A 23,057-nucleotide genomic window follows, 5' to 3' on the forward strand; every position below is an offset into this window, starting at 1 on the left:
CCCGCGAGGGGGAGGCGCCCCCACTGCATCGTCGCCGGCGCGGATCATCACGCTTGCCGCTCCTCACTCGACGTCGTTGCAGGTGTCGCGGGTACCGAACCGGTTATACCAATATCGTGCTGCGGTTTGCCTGCCAGCGCCGTCACCACGTCGGCCACCATCTGGACCAACTCGACGTCACGGAGGCGTGGCGCGCCGATCCCGCCGGCTCGCGGAATCGGTACCTGGACCGTGTTCGTCGTGGCGCGGTAGCGCGCGCCCGGATACATCCGCGCCAGGCGCACCTGAGCCGAATCCGGCAGCGTCAGCGGCGACAGCCGCACCGTCGCCGCCGACGCCACCGTCACCTCGGTGATGCCAGCGCCTCGGCACAGCAACCGCAATCGGGCCACCGCCATCAGCCGGCGAGCCGGTTCGGGCAGCGTGCCGTAGCGGTCGGTCAGCTCCTCCACAACGGCGGCCACCGCGGCGTCGTCGCCGGCCGCGGCCAACCGCCGGTAGGCCTCCAAGCGGAGCCGGTCGCTGGAGATGTAATCCGGAGGCAGGTGCGCGTCGACCGGCAGATCGATCCGCACGTCCTTGGCCTCCTCGGCTGTGGTCACCGTGTTGCCGTCAGCGGCGGCTCGGTAGGCCTCGACCGCCTCGCCCACCAACCGCACGTACAGGTCGAATCCGACGCCGGCGACGTGCCCGGACTGCTCAACACCGAGCACATTGCCGGCACCGCGGATCTCCAGGTCCTTCAGCGCAACCGCCATGCCGGCGCCCAGCTCGTTGTTTTGCGCGATGGTCGCCAACCGGTCGTAGGCCGTCTCGGTCAGCGGCGTGCGCGGTGGATACAGGAAGTAGGCGTAGCCGCGCTCGCGGCTGCGGCCGACCCGTCCGCGCAGCTGGTGCAGCTGGGACAGCCCGAAGGTGTCGGCGCGCTCGACGACCAGCGTGTTGGCGTTGGAGATGTCCAACCCGGTCTCCACGATCGTGGTGCACACCAGAATGTCGTATTCACGGTTCCAGAACCCTTGGACGGTCCGTTCCAGCAGGTCCTCAGGCATCTGTCCGTGGGCGACGACCACCCGCGCCTCCGGCACCAGGCCCCGCACCCTGGCGGCCGCCCGGTCGATGGAGCTAACCCGGTTGTGCACGTAGAACGCCTGCCCGTCGCGCAATAGCTCGCGCCTTAAGGCGGCCGCGATCTGCTTGTCGTCGTGCGGGCCGACGTAGGTCAGCACGGGGTAGCGCTCTTCGGGCGGCGTCAGGATCGTCGACATCTCACGAATCCCGGCCAGACTCATCTCCAGGGTGCGCGGGATCGGGGTGGCGCTCATGGTCAGCACATCGACGTGGGTGCGCAACGACTTGATGTGCTCCTTGTGCTCGACGCCGAACCGCTGCTCCTCGTCGACCACGACCAGGCCCAGGTCCTTCCAGCGCACCCCGGTCTGCAGCAGCCGATGCGTGCCGATCACGATGTCCACCGACCCGTCGGCCAGGCCGTCGATGACGACGCGGGACTCGGCGGCGTCGGTGAACCGGGACAGGCCCTTGACGACCACCGGGAACCCGGCCATCCGCTCGCCGAACGTCTGCAGATGCTGGTCGGCCAGCAGCGTGGTGGGCACCAGCACGGCGACCTGTTTGCCGTCCTGAACCGCCTTGAACGCCGCCCGCACCGCGATCTCCGTCTTGCCATAGCCGACGTCGCCGCAGATCACCCGGTCCATCGGCACCGGCTTTTCCATGTCGGCCTTGACCTCGGTGATCGCGGTGAGCTGGTCGACGGTCTCGGTGAAACCGAACGCGTCCTCCATCTCGGCCTGCCACGGGGTGTCCGGGGCGAACGCATGCCCGGCGGTGGCCTGCCGCTTGGCGTACAGCGATACCAGCTCGCCGGCGATCTCCCGGACCGCGCGGCGAGCCTTGGTCTTGGTGTTGGCCCAGTCGCTGCCGCCGAGCCGGCTCAGCGCGGGCGCCTGCCCGCCGACATACCGCGACAGCTGATCGAGGGAATCCATTGGGACATACAGCTTGTCGGACCCGCCGCCCCGCTTGGCCGACGCGTACTCCAGCACCAGATATTCGCGCCGGGCGCCGCCGACGGTGCGCTCCACCATCTCCACGAACCGCCCGATGCCGTGCTGGTCGTGCACCACCAGGTCGCCGGCGGTGAGCGCCAGCGGGTCGACGGTGTTGCGCCGCCTGGCCGCCAGCCGCCTGCCCTCGACGGAGGTCGCCCGGCTGCCGGTCAGGTCGGTCTCGGTGATGACGACCAGGCCGACGCCGGAGACTACGACACCATCGCGCAGCGGGCCCTTGAGCACCCCGACTATGCCGGGCGTGGGTGCCTTGCCCGATTCCAACATGGCGGCGGGGGTGTCGGATTCGGCCAGCCGCTCGACCACTCGATGCGCGGTCCCGGTGCCCGCCGCGACGATCACGGCGTGCCCGCCGGTCGCTACGTGTGCGCGCAGCATCGCAAAGATGCCATCGATGTCACGCTGGTGGCCACGCGCCGACGGCGCCGCGCGGACGTCGAGTTCGAGCGCCGATTCGTCGGACAGCTGGCTCAGCGTCCACCACGGATGGCCGGACCGGCGTGCCGCGGCCCGCACCTCATCCAGTTCGGCGAACCCGGACCCGCCCAGCTGCCGGGCGTCAACCGGCGTGTCACCGCCCACGGCGGCCACCGACCACGACGCCTCCAGGAACTCACGGCCGGTCTTGATCAGGTCGGCGGCTCGGGCGCGCACCTTTTCCGGGTCGCACACCAACACCGGGGTGCCGTCGGCGAGCTGATCGGTCAGCAGCGCGTGAGCCCCATCTTTCGGGGGACAAAACACCGGGAGCAGCGCCTCCATGCCGTCGACCGGGATACCCTCGGCCAGCTTGGCCAGCATGCCGGTGGCGGTGCCCGCGGCAGCATACTCGGCGGCGGGATGCTGAGCGGCCAACGCGCCGGCCCGCTTCCGCACGTCGTCGGTCAGCAGCAGTTCGCGGCACGCGACCGCGACCAGCGTGTCGACGTCGATCTCCGGTATGGAGCGCTGATCCGCGACCGAGAACATCCGCATTTCGGTGATCTCGTCGCCCCAGAACTCGACCCGCACCGGATGTTCGGCGGTCGGGGGGAAGATGTCGAGGATCCCGCCCCGGACGGCGAACTCGCCGCGCCGGCCGACCATGTCCACCCGGGTGTATGCCAGCTCGACCAGCCGGGCCACCACACCCTCGAAGGGGGCTTCGTCGCCGACGGCGAGCGTCAGCGGCTCCACCAGGCCCAGCTGCGGCGTCATTGGTTGCAGTAGTGAGCGCACCGCGGTCACCACCACCCGCAGCGGCGGGCCCAGCCGGGAATCATCGGGATAGGCAAGGCGGCGCAACACCATCAGGCGGTTGCCCACGGTGTCAACCCCGGGCGAGAGCCGCTCGTGCGGCAGCGTCTCCCACGACGGAAACGACGCCACCGCGTCGCCGAGGACACCCCGCAGTTCGGCGGTGAGGTCGTCCGCTTCCCGCCCGGTGGCGGTGACCACTAACAATGGGCCCCGCTGGGCCAGCGCACTGGCCACGAACAACCGTGCGCCCGCCGGGCCGACCAGCGTCAATTCATCGGGTCGATCGGAGGCGCGCTCGATGAGCTGCCGGAATGTTGGTGCAGTCAACGCAAATTCGACGAGCCCCGCGATCGGGGTATCTGGGCACGCAGTCCCCGGTGCGGTCATGATCCCGCCATTCTAAGGCGCGACGGTTCGTCGATATCGAGCCCGGCCGGCGCCGACCACCGCGTCGTTCTCACCGTCCGCGCGTCGCGGCGGGATCATCGAAGAGGTCGTAGCTGCCGGTCAACTTCCACTGCTCTGCCGCCGGGTGCGGAGTGCCGAACCATCGGACGTGCGGCACAACCTCGGCCGGGGGACGCGCTCCGTCGCTAAGGTGCCCAGTCGGGACCTCTTCGGGCGTCAACGGTGCCCGCAGGAACGGGTTCAGGACTCGGACGCCAAACAAGATCAGGTTGTGTGTTCCCGGCAGCGCGGCCGAGGGCACGATCATCGCGGCTGCACCGCTCCTTCGAATGGCATCAGCCAACTCCTGCGTCGGGGTGTAGTCGTCTCCGACGAGCTCATCGGGCGTCAGCCCATACCTAGCGCAGTCGTCGAAATCCACCTGTATCACGTCATCGACGTCGACCGCAGCCGCCCACAAATTCAAGACGACATCGTCCGGATCGCCGCTCGGGCCAACGTGGTGGCGCAGCATCTCGGCGGCGGGGCCGAGCGGATGCAGGCTCAGGTACTGGACTGTCTCGCTTCTCGCGCGATGGAAACGCCCAGCTCGCGAGCTGGGGAACGCCCACCACGGCGAGTCGTACGACGCGTGCCGAAATACCGTCAGTCTCATGCCGTCATGGCACGGGCCCCGGTCGCCGCCCCGAGGAGCCGTGGATAGCACAGCGGGTCATCGAGCAGATCAACCGGTCGCCGACCGAGCACAGGGTGCTCCCGATAGAACCAGGCGACTACCCCCGGACCCGTGAATGAATGCCGCAGCTGGTTCACGATTTGCCCGACTGCTCGGATGCGCGCGGCGTCGTCGGTCGCCGGCTCCGGGCCGTCGTGACCGAGCCAGCGCTGAAGCTGGCGAACGGAAACCCCCAACAGGTCGGCCAGGGTCTTCTGGGGGGCGGCGAGGGCCCCGGCCGTCCTGGCAAGTACTTCGCGGACCGGCGCATCGTCTTTGAACGGCTGATTTGCGACGATGTCACGCAACGCGTGGCGGAATTGCTCTAGCGCAATGCGCACGTCCCGACGCCGGTCTTCGTCGTTGTCGTGGCGGAGCGCTTTTTCCGCGCTATACGCAGCGGCCCACATTGTTGTCGTGAGGTATGGGTTCGCCTCGAGACGCAACGGCGTCGCAGCGCCGAGCGCAGGCTCGAAGCTGTCGATCAGCTGGAGGACGTCGTCGGGAACCGTCGTCGAGCGCTGCAACCGCTTGGTCGCTTCGTTGACCCGATCGAGCAGAGCACCAAGCTCAGGCCCTGTCGTAACCATGTCACTATCGTACGACATATTTGCGCCAGGCGGTCCGACCCTACCGTCATTCGTCCTGCAGCCGCGGATCGGCTTCCAGGTGAGTCAGGCCGTTCCACATCAGGTTGACCAGGTGCGCGGCGACCACTTCCTTCTTGGGCTCTCGCGTGTCGAGCCACCATTGCGCGGTCATCGACACCGAGCCCACCAGTGCCTGGGCGTACAGCGGGGCCAGGTCCGGGTCCAGGCCGCGGCGGGCGAAGTCGCCGGCCAGGATGGAGCTGACCTGGCTGACGGCGTCGTTGAGCAGGCTGGAATAGGTGCCCGAGCTGATGGAGGCGGGCGAGTCGCGGATCATGATGCGGAAGCCGTCGGTGCGTTCTTCGACGTAGGTCAGCAATGCCAGCGCGACCCGCTCGACGCGCACCCGAGACCGGTTGTTGGTCAGCGACGAGGTGATGCCGTCCAGCAGCGCCGACATCTCCCGGTCGACGACCACGGCGTACAGGCCCTCCTTGCCGCCGAAATGCTCGTAGACGACCGGTTTGGATACGTTGGCGCGCTGCGCGATCTCCTCGATGGAGGTCCCGTCGTACCCTCGCTCAGCAAACAGCGACCGCGCAATGCCGATGAGCTGCAGCCGGCGCTCACTGCCGGTCATCCTGGCACGCGGCGCCCGCATTTCCTTATCAGGCTCTTTATCCAGCACAGCCACGCCAACCAGGGTATCGGTTAGCGCGGTCCGCGCCGTGGGGGTCGCAGGCTGACCACAAATCGGCACGTCCCGGTGACGGTGTTCTCGGCGTCGGTCAGAGACACGTCAACGTCGATATCGCACCCCTGGCCTGCCTTGAGGGCCCGTTGGACATCTGAGGCGACGGCGGAATCGACTTTGCTGGTGGCGGTGATACCGCCGCGGGCTGGTCGCTGGTAGTCAATCTCTGCGCTGCGGATGACGGTGTAGGCACCGGTGCCCGCTGCACCCGCCGCCAGCACGGCCGCGCCCGCACCGGCGACCTCGGCTACGCCGTAAATCACCGGTGCGTTGACGTGCCCGTTGTGATTGACGTGCTCGGGTTTAGGGCGTCGTAGGACCGCCCGCACCGACCCATCCGGCCCAAGTTCGGTGTCCAAATCCAGCCACAGTATCCACGGCATCTGTTTCATCGCATCCGTTGCGGCCATGAACCGTTTCCTCTGCGCCGAGCGGACTGATCGGTACTGCGCCGCCTCGAACACGTCACCGGCCGCGGGCCCACCAACGCCGACTTCGCGTCGCTCGAAACAGCGGTGTTGGCGGCGCTGGCCGCCCTTAACGCCCCGGATGACCTCGGACGCGAGACCCGGCCCTCCCAAACCGTCTAGAGTCACATGGTGGCGCGGGGCCGCCCCTGGTGTGCAGTCCGTCGTGGTGTAATCGGCAGCACCTCTGATTTTGGTTCAGATAGTTCAGGTTCGAGTCCTGGCGACGGAGCCCCAAATGGACCCGCCCTTTGCCGCGAGCGCGCGTGAAATGACACGCTTGACGGCGTGTCGGCGATCTAACACGCGCCCTCGCGAGCCGCGACATAAGGAGAGCTGATGACGTCTCGTGGCGACACCGCGGTCCTCGTCTTGGCGGCCGGGCCCGGCACCCGGATGCGGTCAGACACCCCGAAGGTGCTGCACACCATCGGCGGGCGCAGCATGCTGTCGCACTCGCTGCACGCGATGACCAAGCTGGCGCCGCAGCACCTGGTCGTGGTGTTGGGCCACGATCACCAGCGCATCTCCGCGCTGGTCGCCGAATTGGCCGACACCCTGGGACGCAGGATCGAGGTCGCCCTGCAGGACCAACCACTCGGCACCGGACATGCGGTCCTCTGCGGGCTGTCGGCGCTGCCCGACGACTACGCCGGCGTCGTCGTCGTCGCCGCCGGCGATACCCCCCTGCTGGACGCCGACACGCTGGCCGACCTGGTGGCCGCGCACAGCGCGGAGTCGGCCGCGGTGACAGTGTTGACCACGACGTTGACCGATCCTTTCGGGTATGGCCGCATCTTGCGCACCCAGGACAACGAAGTGATGGCGATCGTGGAGCACGCCGACGCGACGCCCTCGCAGCGCGAGATCCACGAGGTCAATGCCGGTGTCTACGCGTTCGACATCGCCCCGCTGCGCTCCGCACTGGGCCGACTAAGCCGCAACAACGCCCAACAGGAGCTCTACCTCACCGACGTCATCGCTATCCTGCGATCCGACGGCCAGACCGTCCACGCCCGGCACGTCGACGACAGCGCGCTGGTGGCGGGCGTCAACAACCGCGTCCAGCTGGCCGAGCTGGGCGCCGAGCTGAACCGCCGGATCGTGGCCGCCCACCAGCTGGCCGGCGTCACCGTCGTCGATCCCGCCACCACCTGGATCGACGTTGACGTGACGATCGGCCGCGACACCGTCATCCACCCCGGCACCCAGTTGCTGGGCCGCACCCAGGTCGGCGGCCACTGTGTGGTGGGCCCAGACACCACACTGACCGACGTCACCGTCGGGGACCGCGCCTGCGTGGTCCGCACTCACGGCATTTCGTCGTCGATCGGTGACGGCGCCACCGTCGGCCCCTTCACCTACCTGAGGCCCGGCACCGTGCTCGGAGCCGACGGCAAGCTCGGCACGTTCGTCGAGGCCAAGAACTCCACCATCGGCACCGGCACCAAAGTGCCGCATCTGACCTACGTCGGTGACGCCGATATCGGCGAGCACAGCAATATCGGCGCGTCCAGCGTGTTCGTCAACTACGACGGGGAGGCCAAGCGGCGGACCACCGTCGGTTCACACGTGCGCACCGGCTCGGACACCATGTTCGTCGCCCCGGTGACCATCGGCGACGGCGCCTATACCGGCGCCGGCACGGTGGTGCGCCACGACGTCCCCCCTGGCGCGCTGGCGGTCTCGGCGGGCCCCCAACGCAACATCGAAAATTGGGTGCAGCGCAAACGACCGGGCAGCGCGGCCGCGCGGGCCGCCGAAAAGGCGTCGGAAAGGACCACGCGGGCACCCGAGTCCGGCCAGACACCGTGAAAGCAGAACCCGACAACCCGCGCACAAATCCCGTCCCAACGCTTGCGTACGATGGGGCCTTCAACAGATCCCGATACGGCGAGGGCAGCACGTTGAGCCACGACTGGACCGATAATCGCAAAAACCTGATGCTCTTCTCTGGCCGCGCCCACCCCGAGTTGGCCGAGCAGGTGGCCAAGGAACTCGACGTACACGTCACGGCGCAGGACGCGCGGGAGTTCGCCAACGGCGAGATCTTCGTGCGCTTCCACGAATCGGTGCGCGGCTGCGACGCGTTCGTCCTGCAATCGTGCCCGGCGCCGGTGAACACCTGGCTGATGGAACAGCTGATCATGATCGACGCGCTCAAGCGGGGCAGCGCCAAGAGGATCACGGCGGTCATGCCGTTCTATCCGTACGCCCGGCAGGACAAGAAGCACCGCGGCCGCGAGCCGATCTCGGCACGGCTGGTCGCCGACCTGCTCAAGACCGCGGGCGCCGACCGGATCGTGGCCGTCGACCTGCACACCGATCAGATCCAGGGTTTCTTCGACGGCCCCGTCGACCACATGCGCGCCCAGAACCTGCTGACCGGCTACATCAGGGACAACTACCCGGACGGCAACATGGTGGTCGTCTCCCCCGATTCCGGCCGGGTGCGTATCGCCGAGAAATGGGCCGACGCGTTGGGCGGCGTCCCGCTGGCCTTCATTCACAAGACCCGTGATCCCCGGGTGCCCAACCAGGTGGTGTCCAACCGCGTCGTGGGCGACGTGGCCGGGCGCACCTGTGTCCTGATCGACGACATGATCGACACCGGCGGCACCATCGCCGGCGCGGTGCAGCTGTTGCGCGACGACGGTGCCGGCGACGTGATCATCGCCGCCACCCACGGTGTGCTGTCCGACCCGGCCGCCGAGCGGCTGGCTGCGTGCGGCGCCCGCGAGGTGATTGTCACGAACACGCTCCCGATCGGCGAGGAGAAGCGTTTCGCCCAGCTCACGGTCCTGTCCATCGCGCCACTGTTGGCCAGCACTATTCGCGCCGTGTTCGAAAACGGCTCAGTCACAGGGCTATTCGACGGAGACGCCTAGATGGTATCCGGTTCACGCGACACCGTCATCTACCATAACCCCAAGTGCAGCACATCGCGCAAGACCCTGGACTTATTGCGGGACACCGGTTTTGAACCCACCATCATCCAGTACCTGAAAACGCCGCCATCCCGGGGCGAGTTGGTACGGATGATCCGCGACGCCGGCATCGACGTACGCACCGCGGTGCGCAAGCGTGAGCCGCTGTACGCCGAACTCCAATTGGCTGACGCAACGGACGACGAACTGCTCGACGCCATGGCCGAACACCCCATCCTCATCGAACGGCCGTTTGTCGTCACACCGAAGGGCACCCGGCTGGCCCGGCCGGTCGACGCTGTCCGCGAGATTCTGTGAGGGCACTAGGCAGCCGCTCGGCTGCGGTCGCGATGCTCGTGCTGATCGCGCCCGCGGTCGGCTGCGCACCGAAGGCCCCCGACTTCCAGTCGATCTGGACGACGAGCTCGACAACCAGCGCTACCCCGACGATGACGGCCGACCCCGTGCCGTTTGCGAAATACCTGGAAAGCGTCGGCGTGGCCGGGGTGCCGGTGGCGTCGAACAGCCTGACCGACCTCACCGTGTCGATCCCTACCCCACCCGGCTGGGCGCCATACGCCAATCCGAAGATCGCGCCGACCGCGGAGCTGATTTCCAAGGGCGACAAGTATCCGGCGGCCATGCTGACGGTGTTCAGGCTGCATGGGGACTTCGACGCCGCCGAAGCGATCAAACACGCCAATGCCGATGCCCAGCAGCTACAGAGCTTCACCCAGCTGGACGCCTCAACGGCAGACTTCAACGGCTTTCCGTCGTCGATGATCCAGGGCAGCTACGACCTCAACGGCGCTCGGTTGCACAGCTGGAACCGGGTCGTCATCGCCACCGGCTCGCCGCCCGCCAACCAGCGATACCTGGTTCAGCTCACCATCACCAGCCTGGCCAGGGAGGCGGTCGCGCAGGCTTCCGACATCGAGGCGATCATCCGCGGATTCGTCGTCGCCCCCAAGTGAGCGGGCGCTGGTAGGGCACGCCGAGCAGACGCGAAAGCCCCCAATTCGGCTCCGAATTGGGGGCTTTCGCGTCTGCTCGGCACAAACTAGCGTCTGCGCGATTTGATAATCGTTTGCAGCCCGGCCTGATATGCGTAGAGACTGTGACGCCACAACGGATCGATTGATCCGCCGCTGTCAACTTCGACCGGAATATTGACGTGTTCGTACGGCGGAGGTGGCAGGTAGGGAACCAGATCGAGCCAGTTCACCAGTCGATAGCAGCTGGTGATGACGCGGTCGAATGTACTGGCGAAGTCCCACAGCCCGGCGATCGGCCCGGCGAAAGTGATGACCTTGAGTTCGATGCTCGGCAGCATGTTTTTCATGATGTCGGGCGCGGCAAGCACGGCGAGCGCCGCGCCGAGGCTGTGCCCCGTGACCAGGAGCTGATCGCAGCCCGCGCACGCGGCGGCCAGGTTGGTGCTGATGCTGTTTTGAAGCAAACGGTAAATAAACAGAAAGCCGGAGTGCACCCATCCGAATCCGTCGACCGGAAAGTATGGGGTGGGCATGATACCCAGATCCGTTATGACGTCGTCGAAGAAAACGGTGCCGCGGAATGCCAAGAACGCGGTGCGAGTGGATGCGTTGCGGCCCATCATCCCGAATACGGATTCATTGGTCGCTATCCGTGTCAACGTGGGATTCTCGCCGGATCGCGCGGCGGCAACATCAGGGTCGACTATCACTTTGGCGGTCCACTCGTATCCCGATGGGAGGGTCACCACGGGCGACTGAACTATCGCGTAGGCGGCAAGGCACAGCGGAAGGAGCACATCGAGAGCGAACTCCGGGTCAAGGCCCGTCGGAGGATGCCGATCCGGCCCACTCGCGTGGGCCTGCATGATCCCCGGGCCGGCCAATTGCGCGAGGGCTCCGACGCCACCAGCCAGAACGAGGTTTGCCAGGAAGGCGCGGCGCGCCATCGCGGTGGACTGACCGTCACCCATCGGCTTCCTTCCCGCGAGTTGACAGGCACACAGTAGCGGCGCCGGCACCGGGGGCACAGAACCGTTACGGGTCTGTCATCATGCTGGAACGCGTGAGTGATGATCCGTTGCGGCACAACAAGTTAACCGATCTTCGTACCGCTGCTCGAAGACGAACGCGAGCGCATGCCAGCCACTTTGATCTGGATTGGGCGCGGCGCAAAGAAACGCGGCGGCGATGCGTCAATTTCCCTCTGAGGTGCTGATGCGCTAGCCTGTGCGAGCGTCACGGCGAGGGTGGCCGGCGATCTAGCCAGCACCGTTATCGACGGAGACCGGCAGTTCGTCGCGATCCTGGCCGTGCCATACACACAGGAGCGACACAATGGCTAAATCCGCGGTCAACCGGCTGAGCGTCACGGTACGTGAAAAGACCGGTAAGGGCGCGTCCCGGCGGGCCCGGCGCGAGGGCAAGATTCCCGCCGTGCTCTACGGCCACGGCGAAGATCCCCAGCATCTGGAGTTGCCTGGGCACGACTTCGCGGCCGTGCTGCGGCACGCGGGCACCAACGCGGTGCTGACCCTCGACATCGCCGGTAAAGAGCAGCTGGCGTTGACCAAGGCGCTCGATATCCACCCGATCCGCCGCACCATCCAACACGCCGACCTGCTGGTCGTGCGCCGCGGCGAGAAGGTTGTCGTCGAGGTCAACGTCGTCGTCGAAGGTGAGGCTGGACCCGACACCCTGGTCACTCAGGAGACCAATGCCATCGAGATCGAGGCTGAGGCGCTCTCAATCCCCGAGCAGTTGACCGTGTCCATCGAGGGCGCCGAACCGGGAACCCAGTTCACCGCCGGGCAGATCGCGCTGCCGGCGGGCGTCACGCTGATTTCGGACCCCGACCTGCTGGTGGTCAACGTGGTGAATGCACCCACTGCCGAGGAGCTCGAGGAAGAGGGCGCCGGCGAGGAAGCCGAGGCCTTAGAGGCCGCAGCAGCCGCGCCGGAAGGGGCCGGCGAGGCCGAGGCCGCGGGCGAATCCGAGTAGGCGGCCCGCGAAGTGGCCGAACCCCTGTTAGTGGTCGGCCTGGGCAACCCGGGAGACAACTACGCCCGCACCCGGCACAACCTCGGATTCATGGTTGCCGACCTGCTCGCCGCGCGACTGGGCTCCAAATTCAAGGTGCACAAGCGTTCCGGCGCCGAAGTCCTCAGCGGCCGGATAGCGGGACGCTCGGTGGTATTAGCCAAGCCGCGCTGCTACATGAATGAGTCGGGCCGCCAGGTGGGCCCGGTGGCGAAGTTCTACTCAGTGGCGCCGGCCGACATCATCGTCATCCACGACGAGCTCGACCTCGACTTCGGTCGCATCCGGCTCAAGCTCGGCGGCGGTGAAGGGGGCCACAACGGCGTCCGTTCGGTGGCAGCCGCGCTGGGTACCAAGGACTTTCAGCGGGTGCGCATCGGGATCGGCCGTCCACCGGGTCGCAAAGACCCGGCGGCGTTCGTGTTGGAGAACTTCACGGCGGCAGAGCGCGTGCAAGTCCCCACGATCTGCGAGCAGGCCGCCGACGCCACCGAGTTGCTCATCGAACTGGGGCTGGAGCCCGCGCAAAACCGCGTGCACGCCTGGTAGGCGGGCGTCAACACCGGGTGTTGGCAGTGCGAGTTGCAACGTTGCGTATTTGACGTTTGTGCAAAATGCCCTATGCGGGGGGCGTTCGGACAGCTACGGTCCAGCCCAATACCCGCACCCCGCAGCAAGTTTCGCGGCGGCACGACCACTATAAGGAGACCCATTGAGCGGCCATCCGTTTGATGATGACCATGGCACATTCGTGGTGTTGGTCACCGACGAGGAGCAACACAGCCTGTGGCCAGCGTTCGCCGACATCCCGGCGGGCTGGCGGGCGGTGTACAGGGAATCGTCGCGCGCCGAGTGTCTGGATTGCATCGAAGAGAACTGGAGTGACATCCGGCCGATGAGCCTCCGAGACACGCTCGCGCAGACGTGACCTCACATGTCAAACGACCCGCTCGAATGGGTCCCCTTGAACGTGAAAATCGAACACTTCCGCTGACTCGGGGGCAGCTTGATATCTGGCTGACGCACGAGACGGGCAACTGCGGCGCGACCGACTGGCAACTCGGCTACTTTTTGACCATCGATGGCCCGGTGGCGCCCGATGTGCTCGAGCACGCGATCCGGCTGGTGCTCGAAGAGACCGAACCGGTCAGGGCCGCATTCTCTGAGGTGGACGGCCACGTTGTCCAGTGGGTAGTAGCTGACCCGGATTTCGAGCTTCTCATCTATGACCTCCGAGACTGCCACGACCCGGTGGGACACGCTCACGAGCTTGCCGAATCGATCCGACGCACCCCGATAGCACTGGCGGGCGGGCTGCTTATAAAGTTCGCTCTGTTTCAGACACGCACAAATCAGTTTCACCTGTACGGGTATTGGCATCACATCGCCACCGACGGATTCGGCGCTATGCTTATCGCGAATCGAATCGCTGCCATTTACTCCGCGCTGATTTCCGGCGCGCCAGTGCCGCCCAGTTTCTTCGGCAAGCTGCAAGACTTGGTGGATTACGAGTCGGCGTACGAGGCATCCGACGATTACGCCCGGGACTTGACCTATTGGACGGGCATGCTCTCGACGCTCGATCCCGCAGCGCAGCCCGATTACCGGCGGGTATGGGATGCGCGTGCACCGGACGCACCTTTGACCTCGGAGCTGGTCCGCTTGGACGACGCTGTCGTCGGCCGGGTTCACCAGTTATCTCGCGCGCTGGGGGTGCGCCGATCGTCCGTCCTTACCGCAGCTTGCGCGCTTCTGGTGCATGGGTGGTGCGCGCGCGGCTCGGAGGTGGTGCTCGATCTCCCGGTAACCAGACGCGTTGGCCCAGAGACAATGACGATACCCGGGATGTTATCCGGGGTTGTTCCGCTCGTATTGGCGACCCCGCCGAACTCCACCGTCGCCGACTTTTGTCGGCACGTCGATATGCGAATACGGGAGGTGCTACACCATCAGCGGTTCCCGACATCCATTCTGGAGCGCAACTACCGCGGCGCCACACAGCCGGCAAATAGGGTTAGCATAAATATCGTTCCGTCGATAACCGTGGCGCCTTTTGGCGATGCCGTGGCATCGATAAGGCCTTCCGCGTCGGCTTTTGGTCCGCGGGGTTCCGGATTGGCCTTCTTCAGAGACAATGACAAGCTCTTGTTGACTTCCGTCGGAACGGGTGACCTGGTTTCGCGTTTTCGTATCGACGAATTGGGCCGCCTAGTGGAGCAGGTGTTGGCGGCGATCACCGCCGACCCGGCGCGGGTGTTGTCGTCGATAGATCTGCTGGGTGCGGCCGAGCACGCCCGCCTGGATGGGTGGGGCAACCGGGCGGTGCTCACGGTGCCGCCGACCATCGCCGCATCGATTCCGGCGGTGTGGGCCGCGCAGGTGCGACGCACACCCGCGGCGATGGCGCTGACCTGCGAAGGCCGGTCTTTGACCTACCGGCAACTCGACCGGGCAGCCAACCAGCTCGCCCACCTGCTGCGCGGACACGGGGCTCGCCCGGGCACCCGTGTGGCCCTGCTGCTCCCCCACCGCGCCGAGGCCATCATCGCCATCCTGGCGGTGCTCAAGACCGGGGCCGCCTACGTTCCCATCGACCCCATGCATCCGCAGGCCCGGATTGAATTCGTGCTCACCGATGCCGCGCCGATCGCCGCGATCACCGCGACGGACTTGCGCGCGCGGCTGCAGGGATGTGATCTGCCGGTCATCGATGTCGACGACCCCGCAATGGACAGCCAACCTAGCACGGCACTGCCGGAGCCCGCGGCAGACGACGTCGCCTACCTGATCTACACCTCGGGGACCACCGGTGTGCCCAAGGGAGTGGCGGTCACCCACCTCAACGTGACCGAGCTGGTGGCGGCGCTAGGCGCAAGCCTGCCGTCGGCCGGGGTGTGGTCGCATTGGCACTCGTATGCGTTCGACTACTCGGTGTGGGAGATATGGGGGGCGCTGCTTGACGGTGGGCGGTTGGTGGTGGTGCCCGAGTCAGTGGCGCACTCACCAACCGACTTTCACGATCTGCTGGTCGGCGAGCAGCTCAGCGTGTTGACCCAGACCCCGTCGGCATTGGCGATTTTGGAGCCGCGGGGTCTGGAGTCGGTGACGCTGATCACCGGCGGTGAGCCGTGTCCGTCCGAGGTCGCCGATCGGTGGGCGCCTGGACGGGTGATGATCAACGCCTACGGTCCGACCGAGACCACGATATGCACCGCGATCAGTGCGCCTCTACGGGCGGGGTCGGGGGTGGTTCCGATCGGTGCGCCGGTGGCGGGGGCGGCGTTGTTTGTGCTGGATGACTGGTTGCGGGCGGTACCGGCCGGGGTGGTCGGGGAGCTGTATGTGGCCGGCCGCGGGGTGGCGGTCGGATACGTGGGCCGGGCGGGGTTGACGGCGTCACGGTTTGTGGCGTGCCCGTTCGGCGGCGCCGGAACACGGATGTACCGCACCGGCGATCTGGTCCGGTGGCTGCCCGATGGGCAACTGGAATACGCGGGACGTGCCGATGACCAAGTCAAGATCCGCGGCTACCGCATCGAATTGGGCGAAGTCACTGCGGCATTGGCCAAGCTGGATGGCGTCGACCAGGCCGCGGTGATCGCCCGCCAAGACCACCCCGGCGACAAACGCCTGGTCGGCTACATCACCGGCACTGCAGACCCCGTCAAGGCGCGCGCGCTGTTGACCGAACAACTGCCGCCCTACATGGTGCCCACAGCGATCGTCGTGCTCGAGACATTGCCGCTCACGGTCAACGGAAAGCTCGACTTGCGCGCCCTGCCCGCGCCGGACTACCACGGCAGCGACCACCACCGGGCCCCGGCCACCCGCGTCGAGGAAATCCTGGCCGGCATCTATGCCCGCACACTGGGCCTGCGCCGCGTCGGTGTTGAGGAATCGTTCTTCGACCTCGGCGGAGACTCGCTGCTGGCGATGCGCGCCATCGCCGCCATCAACCGATCCCTCGGCGTCCAACTTGCCGTACATACCCTGTTCGACGCGCCAACCGTGCGACGCTTGGGCCAGCAGTTACGCAACCCCGTCACGTCGGTACAGGACGTGGTTCCCATCGAGATCCTGAAGCAGGGGACGGGCGTTCCACTGTTTTGCATCCATCCAGCCGGTGGGATTAGCTGGCAATATCAGGGTCTGAGTTCGTATTTGACCTGCCCGCTAATCGGGATTCAACAAGTCCCACGCGACGGGGAAGTCGCACCCAGATCAATTAGCTGCATGGCAACAAACTACGCGGACAGAATCCAGGCGATCGATCCCGCCGGACCGTATCGACTCCTCGGCTGGTCTTTTGGCGGAACCGTAGCTCACGAGCTGGCAATCGAACTTGTCGGACGCGGATCCGCGGTTGAGCGTCTTATCATCCTGGACGCTGGGCCCGCATTCAAGATCAAGAAAACGGACGAGCAACGGACGCGGGCCGCTATAGAGTTTGAAGTACTCAAAGGGGCCCTGCGGCTATACCACATCGACGTGCCGCCTGGGCTAAAGTCCCTCAGTTACCACGAAGTCGAGAGCCTCGTTCGTCAACAGAGCGGCGGCGCGGAGGTTATTCTTCCCACCAGCCAAGTCGTCGATTTAATTGTCGACAATGTAATCGCCAATCTGGAACTTTGCGACACGAATCGCGCGCCCGGCGTGTTTGACGGCGACATGACCATATTCTCCGCCGCGCAAAGTAATATCTGGGGTTCCTCGCTGACCGACATTTGGCGGCCCTATGTCGGTGGCGATATCAGCGCATACTCGGTCGACTGCAGCCATGAGGAGATGCTGACTTCTCGCGCGCTGAAAACATACGGAAGGCAACTCAAATATCTCTTGTGAGATACCCGCCGAGCAGACGCAAAAGCCCCCGAAATCCGTGGGATTCGGGGGCTTTTGCGTCTGCTCGCAAACGGGAGGCGCCCCCAGCTCGCGAAAGGAAAGCTACGTAACGAGTGCCAGCGAGTTGGACCGCCGCAGCTTGCCCGACGGCGTCTTCGGGATAGTCCCGGGACCGAGAACCACGACGTTGCGTGGCCGCACGTCGACCTCTTTGAGTACCTCGTGGGCCACCTGGTGCTCGATGCGGCGCACCTCGGCGGGATCCTCGAAGGCGTTCGACTCGACGGCGACGGCGAACGTCTCGCGCGAGTGCCCGGCGTCGAGCCGGACCGCCACCGCGCACCCGGGCCGGACACCCTCGACCCGGCCTGCGGCCCGCTCGATGTCGGTCGGGTAGATGTTCCGGCCGGCCATGATGATGACGTCCTTGACCCGACCACACACCACGACGTGACCGTTCTCCAGCCGGTAGCCAAGGTCACCGGTGTCATACCAGCCGTGCCGGTCCTGCGCCGGGATGAAGCCGCCCATCGTGAGATAGCCCGGGGAGACCGATTCGCCGCGCAATTCGATCACGCCGACACCCCGGGTCGGCAGCACGTTGCCGTCCTCGTCGACAATGCGAGCCTCGATGCCCTGCAATAGCGGCCCCAGCGAGGCCAGGCGACGGGTGTTGCCCTTGGTGGCCGGCACCGCACGGCGCAGTGCGGCCAGCAGGTCGGCGTCCACCTCATCGACCACCAGGCCGGCGCCACACTGGGAGAACGACACCGCGAGCGTGATCTCGGCCATTCCGTAGGCCGGCAAGATCGCCTGCGGCTTGAGCCCGAACGGCGCGCCGGCCTCGCACAGGTCCTCGACGTCGGCCGGCTCGACGGGCTCGGCGCCGGACAGCGCGAAGCGCAACGTGGACAGGTCGAACTGGCCGGGCTTGGCCTGCTTGCGCAGCCGCTTGGCGAACAGCGAATAGGCGAAGTTGGGGGCGGCCGTCATCGTCCCCTGGTACTTGTCGATCAGCTTGGCCCACAGCAGCGTGTCCCGCATGAAGTCCATCGGGGTGACCTTGACCAGCTCACCGCCGAAGTACATCGGCACGGTCAAGAAGCCGATCATCCCCATGTCGTGGAACAGCGGTAGCCAGCTGACCATCACGTCGGTGTCGGCGTTGTACTCGGCGCTGATGTACATCGCCTCGAGATTGGCGAACAGGTTGCGGTGGGTGATCTGGACAGCTTTGGGTGAACCTGTGGACCCAGACGTCAATTGCATCAACGCCAGGTCGTCCTCGTCGGCCCCGACCGGGTCGATCGGATCGGATGCCAGCAACTGCTCGACGGTCAGCACCTTGATGCCGCGCTCGGCCAGCACCGGAACGGCGGCCAGGAACGGATCGGAGACGACGACCGCCTTGGCCTCGATCATGTCGACCACGGTGGTGGTGTCTTCGGCCCACGCCGCCAAGTCGGTGCGGGGGGTGGGCTGATGCAGCATGGTCAGACTGGCGCCGCGCATCCACAGACCTTGGGCGGTCGGAGCGATCTCGACGGGCGCGCCCGCCAGCACACCGACCGCGTCGCCGCGGCCTACGCCGACGGCCGCGAGCCCACCGGCTATCCGGCGCGCCCGCTGATGCACCTCGCCCCACGTGTGCCGGACCGGCATGTGCGGTTCACCGGTAACCATGCCCTTGGTGCTCTCGCGAGCATTGCGGAACATCTTGTCGGTAAACCTGCTCACAGCAACCTCCTCGGTTCCGGCCCCAAGGTCCGGACTTCATGTTCCGCTTGCTGGATGCCACTTCGCAGCAGGCGCGCGCAAACATTTGGGGAGCGGTTAGGTCTCGGTTCGGTGATGGGTCCTGGACCCCTACACCGCGGATTATCTTAAGCAACTCTTAAGTAACTGCCAAACGCTCGCACGATTTGAGGCAGATTTCACATTCCCGTCACACGTCAGTTATTGGGAGGTCGTCGGCGCCGGGATCACCCGGGCTCCGGGCACCGGTCCGGTGGCCACTCTAACGGTGCGGCACACACCCGCCCCCGAGAGCTGCGCGCCGATGTCGAGCGCCGAGGCCGCCGACGCGCACAGGAAGGCACACGTCGGGCCCGAGCCGGACACGACGCCCGCCAAAGCACCGGCTTGCACACCGGCGCGCAGCGCGCGCCGCAGCGCCGGATCCAGGCTCACCGCGGCCGGCTGCAATTCGTTGCCCAGCAGCGGCGCCAGCTGCTCCGGATCGCCGGCGGCCAGGGCGGCCAGCACCGGCCCGGGTTCGTCCAGCCGCGGGGGATCACCGACCTCCCGCAGCCGATCCAGCTCGGCGAACACCGCCGGCGTGGGCAGGCCGCTATCGGCAAACGCCAGCACCCAGTGGAAGGTGTTGCGCGACAACACGGTGGCCAGCTCCTCGCCGCGACCGGTCCCCAGCGCGGTGCCTCCGTGCAGGGCGAATGGCACGTCGCTGCCCAGCCGCGCGGCGAGCATGCGCAGGTCGCGGCGGGGCACGTTGAGTTCCCACAGGGAGTTCATCGCGACCAGCACGGCGGCCGCATCCGCGCTGCCGCCCGCCATCCCACCGGCCACCGGAATGGATTTGTCGATCATGATCGACACGTCGGGTGCCCGGCCCACGTGGTCGGCCATCAGCTCGGCGGCCTGCCAGGCCAGGTTGCGCTCGTCGGTGGGCAACTGGTCGGCTCCCTCGCCGACGAGCTCGAGCGACAGCACATCGGCGTTGCGCACCGTCACCTCGTCGACCAGCGAGACGGCGTGAAACACCGTCGTCAGCTCGTGATAACCGTCGTCGCGGCGATCACCGACCGCCAGGTAGAGGTTGACCTTTCCGGGAACCCGAACGGTGACCGACCCGGTGGGCACCCACAGCTCGGCGGTGTTGCCGTCAGACATTGCCTGCCACCGCAGCAGACTATCGCCGCGACCGTCTCGAAACCCAGCCGGGCGTCAGCTCGCCGAAGCCCAGTCACCCGAGCGGCGCAACAGCCGCACGAAGTCGTCGATGGACAGCGTCTCCCCGCGACGGGCGGGGTCGATGCTGGCCGCGAGCAATCGATTCGCCGACTCGTTTCCCGAGCCCGCCCACTCGGCGAACGCGTTACGAGATGTCTTGCGCCGCTGCGCGAACGCGATGTCCACCAGTTCGAACACCCGCTCACGGAAGGCTTCGTCGGTCGGCCATGGCGGAGTCTCGTACCGGTCGATGCGTACCAGCCCGGAATAGACGCGTGGGATTGGCCAGAAGACCGTCGGAGACACCGTGCCGCAGCGACGAACCCGTCCAAAGAAGCGCACCTTGACGCTGGGCACGCCGTATTCCTTGCCGCCGGGCTCGGCGGCAAGCCGTTCGGCGACCTCGGCTTGCACCATCACCGTCACGCCGCGGATGGACGGAAATTCGGCAAGCACATGCAGCAGCGCGGGGACCGCGACGTTGTACGGGAGGTTGGCGACCACCGCTGTCGGCTCGGCGGCCAAGTCCGCCTTCCGAAGCGACAGGACGTCGCGACCCAACACCGTCAGCCGGTAAATTTCGCTGTGCGAATGCTCCGCGACGGTCTGCGGCAGCCGACCGGCCAACACCGGATCCATCTCGACGGCGGTGACGGTAGCGCCGCGGTCGAGCAGCGCCAGCGTGAGCGAGCCGAGGCCCGGACCTACCTCCAGGACATGGTCAGAACGGCAAACCCCGGAGGCCGACACCACCCGCCGCACCGTGTTGGCGTCGTGAACGAAGTTCTGCCCGAGGGATTTCCGTGGCCGAAAATCGAGGTCCTTGGCCAGCCGCCGGATCTCGGTGCGCCCCAGCAGCCGGATGGTCAGCGTGCACCCGCTCGTCCACTGCACACCGGCCAGGCGGCCCAGCCTTGGCGCTGCCGAGTCACCTCGGCAACCGCGATCTGCTCCTCGCGGGTGGCGAGGTCCGCACGGGGCGCATACCGCAGCCCGCCATTGCGCTCCCAGGTCCCCTGGTCGAACTGCACACCACCGTAATACCCGTTGCCGGTGTTGATCGCCCAGTTTCCGCCGGCCTCACAGCCCGCGATGGCATCCCAGACGTCCCCGTCGGACACCGGGGGCACCTCGGTGCCGGGCTTGGTCCCCACTCGCACCACCGCTTCGCGGGCCGGCGTCACCACCACGTTGGCGACGGGCAGCCGACCGGTCTCGACGCCGTTGACCTCGGCGACCGCGAACGTCACATCCTGCGTACCCGGAGTTCCGGGGTCCTCGACGACCGCACGGCTCATGTTCATCTCGGGGTCCTCGATGCGGCGCGCGTTCGGCAGCAGCGGCAACCGCTCGGTGACCCTCTCGATGCGATTCCGGGTCACCTCGATCTGCATGCCGTCGACGATCGGCGACGTCGCACCGGGCACCACCTGGTCGCTGCCCAGCAGCGGGACGCCGGCGGCGGCCAGCAGCCCAGCGACATTGGGAGCCGGCAGGTGCACCGTGCGCACCGCGCCGGCGTCGTTGATCTGCACCGTCTTGGCGGACACAACCGGCAACGCCATGCCCGCCAGCGGAACACGGCTGCCGCGCGAAGCCGCGGCGGGGGCCGTGTCTGTCATCGCAAGTTGGGCCAGCGCCTCGTCGACGGTGGACGCCGTCGTCCAAACCCTCTTGGCGTCGTGGCCGTCCAACGAGATCTCCAACGGCCGGCTGCGCCGCAGCACGATGTTTTCCGCATCATGGACCACAACATCACCGGCCGGGTACAGGTCGTCACGCTCGCCAACGGAGAACCCGTTCTCTTTGATGATGTCGATCACCCGCGACCTCATCGTGGTCACCCGCATCGCCGTTCCGTCGACGGTCAACGTCACCGTCTTGCACGCGGAGATCGCATAGCCTCCGGCGCACGTCAATACGAGCAACAGCGCGCCTACCACGAGGCGCAACATCGGTGATGGGGTCTGGTGAAGTTGTTTGAGTACAGTCAATTCGCAGCTATCCCCGACCTAGGCAACACTTGACGACCCTCACAGCGGAAAATGACAAAATGGGCCATGCAGGCCCACCCGTTCGATCACAAGACGGTAACGAACCGGCCAACGTTCAGCAACTCCGGCGCGATACTGGTATAGGCGGTCGGTTCGCCCTCACCCAAGTCGATAGACCCGACGGGCATTGCTCGTGGTGATGAGCGCCAGTTCCTCCGGACGCCGATTGACCAGCTCAGCCAGGGCCCGCACGGTGTAGGGCAGGCAGTACGGCTCGTTCGCTGCGCCCCGGTAGGGATGCGGGGTCAAGAACGGCGCGTCCGTTTCGACCAACAGCTGCTCCACCGGAATCAGCGGGACGGCTTCCCGTAGGTCACGAGCATTACGGAAGCTCACCGTCCCGGACAGGCTGACCAGCCACCCCGCGGCCACACACTCGCGGGCCATGGCGCTGTCCGACGAGAAGCAGTGAAAGATCACGGTGTCGGGCGCGCCCTCGGCCCGCAGCACGTCGAGCACCTCGGCGTCGGCCTCGCGATTGTGGATCATCAGCGGTTTGCCGATCCGCTTGGCCAGGTCGATGTGCCACGCGAACGCCTCCCGCTGCACGTCCGGCTGCGCGCACCCGGCCAGCCGCCCCGGCCAGTACATATCCATGCCGGTCTCGCCGACGGCCACCGCCCGCGGATGCGACGCCAGCTCCTCGATCTCGGCGCGGGCGTCATCGCTGAGGGCGTCGGCGCGGGTGGGGTGCAGCGCCACCGCGGCATACACCCGCGGGTGCCACTCGGCGGCCCGGGTGACCCAGCGTGCCGAGTCCAGGTCGTCGGCGACGGTGACCACCGCGTCCACGCCGACCGCCGCGGCGCGGTCGACGATGGCCCGCACTCCGTCGCCATCGGCGGCGCCGCACGCGTCGAGGTGGGTGTGGGCGTCGATCAAGGGCGCCAGGGGCTCCGGAGCGGGCGGCGCTCCGCGTTCGACACGGCGGCTGGAGCTCACGCGCACACAATAGGGTGGAGTCCG

At 66.7% G+C, this 23,057-nt stretch carries 19 protein-coding genes and 1 tRNA gene; 9 read left to right on the top strand and 11 right to left on the bottom strand.

Annotated features, from left to right (window positions below; genetic code table 11):
- Positions 1 to 47: 47 nt before the first annotated feature.
- From mfd to G6N24_RS15340, 5 genes are all read right to left on the bottom strand, one after another.
- A complete protein-coding gene (gene mfd, locus G6N24_RS15320; protein ID WP_085162575.1) occupies positions 48 to 3,719 on the bottom strand; it encodes a transcription-repair coupling factor in 3,672 nt (1,223 codons plus the stop codon).
- A gap of 70 nt (positions 3,720 to 3,789) precedes the next feature.
- A complete protein-coding gene (locus G6N24_RS15325) occupies positions 3,790 to 4,395 on the bottom strand; it encodes an RES family NAD+ phosphorylase (protein WP_085162576.1) in 606 nt (201 codons plus the stop codon).
- Positions 4,392 to 5,045 (bottom strand): hypothetical protein, encoded by a 654-nt coding sequence (locus G6N24_RS15330; RefSeq protein WP_139822588.1) that lies wholly within the window; start codon positions 5,043 to 5,045, stop codon positions 4,392 to 4,394. Before G6N24_RS15330 ends, G6N24_RS15325 begins: the two co-directional genes overlap by 4 nt.
- A gap of 46 nt (positions 5,046 to 5,091) precedes the next feature.
- Entirely contained in the window at positions 5,092 to 5,685 is a 594-nt protein-coding gene (locus G6N24_RS15335) for a TetR/AcrR family transcriptional regulator (RefSeq protein WP_139822595.1), read from the bottom strand.
- Between the two features lie 71 nt (positions 5,686 to 5,756).
- The gene (locus tag G6N24_RS15340) at positions 5,757 to 6,209 is read right to left on the bottom strand and encodes a YiiD C-terminal domain-containing protein (protein WP_139822589.1); all 453 of its coding nucleotides are present in this window, start codon (positions 6,207 to 6,209) and stop codon (positions 5,757 to 5,759) included.
- Between the two features lie 217 nt (positions 6,210 to 6,426).
- Between G6N24_RS15340 and G6N24_RS15345 the strand changes: the two genes are divergently transcribed.
- The 5 genes from G6N24_RS15345 (at position 6,427) to G6N24_RS15365 (ending at position 10,167) form a co-directional block, all read left to right on the top strand.
- Positions 6,427 to 6,498 (top strand) — tRNA-Gln (locus tag G6N24_RS15345).
- Between the two features lie 107 nt (positions 6,499 to 6,605).
- Positions 6,606 to 8,081 (top strand): bifunctional UDP-N-acetylglucosamine diphosphorylase/glucosamine-1-phosphate N-acetyltransferase GlmU, encoded by a 1,476-nt coding sequence (gene glmU, locus G6N24_RS15350; protein WP_085162580.1) that lies wholly within the window; start codon positions 6,606 to 6,608, stop codon positions 8,079 to 8,081.
- A gap of 92 nt (positions 8,082 to 8,173) precedes the next feature.
- Positions 8,174 to 9,154, top strand: a complete 981-nt coding sequence (locus G6N24_RS15355) for a ribose-phosphate diphosphokinase (RefSeq protein ID WP_085162623.1) — start codon at positions 8,174 to 8,176, stop codon at positions 9,152 to 9,154.
- Complete coding sequence (arsC, locus tag G6N24_RS15360; protein ID WP_085162581.1) at positions 9,155 to 9,511, top strand: arsenate reductase (glutaredoxin); 357 nt, start codon at positions 9,155 to 9,157, stop codon at positions 9,509 to 9,511.
- Between the two features lie 32 nt (positions 9,512 to 9,543).
- Positions 9,544 to 10,167 carry an LpqN/LpqT family lipoprotein gene (locus G6N24_RS15365; protein WP_085162624.1) on the top strand — a complete coding sequence of 208 codons (624 nt, stop codon included), beginning with the start codon at positions 9,544 to 9,546 and terminating at the stop codon, positions 10,165 to 10,167.
- 86 nt (positions 10,168 to 10,253) lie between these two features.
- Here the strand turns inward: G6N24_RS15365 and G6N24_RS15370 are convergent, their stop codons facing one another.
- Positions 10,254 to 11,135, bottom strand: a complete 882-nt coding sequence (locus G6N24_RS15370; RefSeq protein ID WP_232070582.1) for a lipase family protein — start codon at positions 11,133 to 11,135, stop codon at positions 10,254 to 10,256.
- A gap of 388 nt (positions 11,136 to 11,523) precedes the next feature.
- Between G6N24_RS15370 and G6N24_RS15375 the strand changes: the two genes are divergently transcribed.
- From G6N24_RS15375 to G6N24_RS15390, 4 genes are all read left to right on the top strand, one after another.
- Positions 11,524 to 12,186 (top strand): 50S ribosomal protein L25/general stress protein Ctc, encoded by a 663-nt coding sequence (locus G6N24_RS15375; protein WP_085162582.1) that lies wholly within the window; start codon positions 11,524 to 11,526, stop codon positions 12,184 to 12,186.
- A 12-nt stretch (positions 12,187 to 12,198) separates the two neighbouring features.
- Positions 12,199 to 12,774 (top strand): aminoacyl-tRNA hydrolase, encoded by a 576-nt coding sequence (gene pth / locus G6N24_RS15380; RefSeq protein WP_085162583.1) that lies wholly within the window; start codon positions 12,199 to 12,201, stop codon positions 12,772 to 12,774.
- 163 nt (positions 12,775 to 12,937) lie between these two features.
- Positions 12,938 to 13,153 (top strand): MbtH family protein, encoded by a 216-nt coding sequence (locus tag G6N24_RS15385; RefSeq protein WP_085162584.1) that lies wholly within the window; start codon positions 12,938 to 12,940, stop codon positions 13,151 to 13,153.
- Between the two features lie 26 nt (positions 13,154 to 13,179).
- Entirely contained in the window at positions 13,180 to 17,067 is a 3,888-nt protein-coding gene (locus tag G6N24_RS15390; protein ID WP_139822590.1) for a non-ribosomal peptide synthetase, read from the top strand.
- A 102-nt stretch (positions 17,068 to 17,169) separates the two neighbouring features.
- On the opposite strand, the gene G6N24_RS15395 is transcribed toward G6N24_RS15390, so the two are convergent.
- The 5 genes from G6N24_RS15395 to G6N24_RS15415 all read right to left on the bottom strand — a co-directional run bounded on the left by G6N24_RS15395 (position 17,170) and on the right by G6N24_RS15415 (position 23,039).
- Positions 17,170 to 18,804: a fatty acyl-AMP ligase gene (locus G6N24_RS15395; RefSeq protein WP_085162585.1), complete on the bottom strand. Its 1,635-nt coding sequence runs from the start codon at positions 18,802 to 18,804 to the stop codon at positions 17,170 to 17,172.
- 219 nt (positions 18,805 to 19,023) lie between these two features.
- Complete coding sequence (locus G6N24_RS15400; RefSeq protein WP_085162586.1) at positions 19,024 to 19,977, bottom strand: 4-(cytidine 5'-diphospho)-2-C-methyl-D-erythritol kinase; 954 nt, start codon at positions 19,975 to 19,977, stop codon at positions 19,024 to 19,026.
- A 54-nt stretch (positions 19,978 to 20,031) separates the two neighbouring features.
- The gene (gene rsmA, locus G6N24_RS15405; protein WP_275997516.1) at positions 20,032 to 20,940 is read right to left on the bottom strand and encodes a 16S rRNA (adenine(1518)-N(6)/adenine(1519)-N(6))-dimethyltransferase RsmA; all 909 of its coding nucleotides are present in this window, start codon (positions 20,938 to 20,940) and stop codon (positions 20,032 to 20,034) included.
- The gene (locus G6N24_RS15410; RefSeq protein WP_197743094.1) at positions 20,904 to 22,031 is read right to left on the bottom strand and encodes a resuscitation-promoting factor; all 1,128 of its coding nucleotides are present in this window, start codon (positions 22,029 to 22,031) and stop codon (positions 20,904 to 20,906) included. The genes rsmA and G6N24_RS15410 overlap by 37 nt, the downstream gene beginning before the upstream one ends.
- Positions 22,032 to 22,190: 159 nt before the next feature.
- Entirely contained in the window at positions 22,191 to 23,039 is an 849-nt protein-coding gene (locus tag G6N24_RS15415; protein ID WP_085162589.1) for a TatD family hydrolase, read from the bottom strand.
- Between the last annotated feature and the right edge of the window lie 18 nt (positions 23,040 to 23,057).

It is taken from the genome of Mycobacterium lacus (assembly GCF_010731535.1).
GTDB lineage: Bacteria > Actinomycetota > Actinomycetes > Mycobacteriales > Mycobacteriaceae > Mycobacterium > Mycobacterium lacus.